Genomic DNA, 2,186 nt, shown 5'->3' on the forward strand with positions numbered 1-2,186 from the left:
TTATTTGTGCAAGTCTTCCATCACCAACCACTGCAACACTCCAATTAGGGTCCAAAGATATTTGCTCTTTAATCTCAAAAGCAGCAGCTAAAGGCTCAACAAATACAGCCTGTTCATCAGAAATTGAATCAGGAATTACATGAAGGTTTTTTTCAGGCAGTGAAAGAAATTCCGCAAATGCTCCATCTCGGTTTAAGATACCTAGTACAGTTCTGTCAGGACAGTGTCTTTGCAAGCCTTTTTCACAAAAATCACATTTACCACATCCAACATTAATCTCGCCTACAACTCTTTTTCCAATTAATTCAGGGTTGTCAGATTTTTCAACTGTTCCTACAAACTCATGACCCAAGATTCCATGATATTTCATATAGCCCTGTAGAATTTCCAAGTCAGTTCCACAAATTCCTGCTAATCTTATTCTAACTAATGCTTCGCCAGATTTTGGTTCAGGATAATTTTTTTCAAAAATCATTTTCACACCATCAAAATAAGCAGCTTTCATGATGTATTGATGTAAGCATCTAATTTTAAAATAGTGAAATTAAGAAAAATAGATAATTTTTAAATTATCTTGTGAAGTGAAAATTATATGCCAAGAGTTTCACATTTTGATATTCCTGTTGATGATCCTGCAAGAGCACAAAAATTCTACGAGGAAGTGTTTGATTGGAAATTTGATAAATGGGATGGACCAATGGATTACTGGTTGGTCAAGACCGGTGATGATGAACCAGGAATTAATGGCGGTTTATCTAAAAGAATTCCGGGACAAATGGGAATCACAAACACAATTAACGTTCCATCAGTTGATGAGTTTACAAAGAAAGTTATTGAGAAAGGAGGACAGTTAATAGTTCCTAAAATTGCAATTTCCAAAATCGGATGGTTTGCACAATGTATGGATACAGAAGGAAATGCATTTGGCATCATTGAAATGAATGAGAAGGCAGAATAATACCACCTAAATTAATAATCAGAAATACTACAAAATATACAATTGAGTTACAAGTTTTTAGATCATGCAACTGATGCAATAATTGAGATCAATGCAAAAGACATCAAAGAAGCATTTGCAGTAGCAGCTGAAGCAGAAATTAATCTCACACTTGATCAAGATAAAGTAGAAGAAAAAGATCAGAAAGAATTTTCTGCTCAGGGAAAGGATTTGTATTATCTTCTTTTTAGCTGGCTAGAAGAAATCCCATTCATCCTAATTACTGAAGGGTTCGCAATAAAGAGAATAGACTTTGATATTGAGAAAAATGGGGATTATAAAATTAATGCAAAAGCATATGGCGAGCCCCTAGATTTTAAAAAACACAATTTCAAAGTAGAGATAAAGGCTCCAACTTTTCACGACATGATAATCAAGGAAAACCATCAAGTATACATGAGATTTTTGCTTGATTTGTGAGTTTGGTGAATAATTCTTAGCAAAATGCAAGAAGAAGTTATACGTATTTTTTAAAAACAAAGTCTGTAAACCTCAATTGTGCGTAGAAAACTAGTAGGATTTACAGTATTTTCATTATTTCTAGTGATGGTTGTACCAGCATATGCAGATGTAACATCCATGAAATTAGAAAAAAATTTTTACGTAAATGAAGAGAGCTTTAGATTCATTGGAACCCAAGAGGGGGAAAATATCGTTTATGTCATAATTCGTGATGCTGGAGGAAATTACAAGGGAATGTTATCAGATCCTACACGAGATTTAGATTTTTCAGTAATTCCAAGACCAGTTACAAATTTCTTTAAGATTGAAGGAACCTATAATGCAACAGCATTTACCGATGACCAACAGGAGGATGAAGGATTTACAATAAAGATTGAATATGACGGAGATAGGATATTTGAAGTTCCAGACTATGTATTAGAGCTCAATACAATTGCAGATAGAACTGTAGAAGTTGGAAAAACAATTACATTCACAGCAACTCTTATTGATAGTTCAATTGAAGATGCAGTTTTTAGTTTACATAATCCACCAACAGGGGCAACAATTGATTCAAGTACTGGGAAATTTGTTTGGACTCCATCAAAATCTCAAGGGAATATTCAGGATGTACATTATAATTTTGATGTAATCGTAAATAAGGGAAGTCAAGAAGATAAAGAGAACATTACAATTACGGTAAAGAAAGCATATGAAGAACCTGTGAAAGAGCCAAAAGAAGAGCAGG

Annotated in this window: 4 protein-coding genes; 3 read left to right on the forward strand and 1 reads right to left on the reverse strand. The window is 33.8% G+C overall.

What is annotated here, in order from left to right; genetic code table 11:
- Window positions 1-505: alcohol dehydrogenase catalytic domain-containing protein (locus tag BD31_RS05395; RefSeq protein WP_008299575.1), on the reverse strand; the 505-nt coding region annotated here is incomplete at its 3' end.
- Window positions 506-592: 87 nt separating this feature from the next.
- Between BD31_RS05395 and BD31_RS05400 the strand changes: the two genes are divergently transcribed.
- The 3 genes from BD31_RS05400 to BD31_RS05410 all read left to right on the forward strand — a co-directional run.
- A complete protein-coding gene (locus tag BD31_RS05400) occupies window positions 593-958 on the forward strand; it encodes a VOC family protein (RefSeq protein WP_008299580.1) in 366 nt (121 codons plus the stop codon).
- 42 nt (window positions 959-1,000) lie between these two features.
- On the forward strand, window positions 1,001-1,417 hold the full coding sequence (locus tag BD31_RS05405) for an archease (protein WP_008299578.1): 417 nt from the start codon (window positions 1,001-1,003) through the stop codon (window positions 1,415-1,417).
- A gap of 78 nt (window positions 1,418-1,495) precedes the next feature.
- Window positions 1,496-2,186 (forward strand): Ig domain-containing protein (locus BD31_RS05410; RefSeq protein ID WP_008299582.1); only part of this gene is annotated, 691 nt, incomplete at its 3' end.

This window comes from Candidatus Nitrosopumilus salarius BD31, from assembly GCF_000242875.2.
Classification (GTDB): Archaea; Thermoproteota; Nitrososphaeria; order Nitrososphaerales; family Nitrosopumilaceae; genus Nitrosopumilus; species Nitrosopumilus salarius.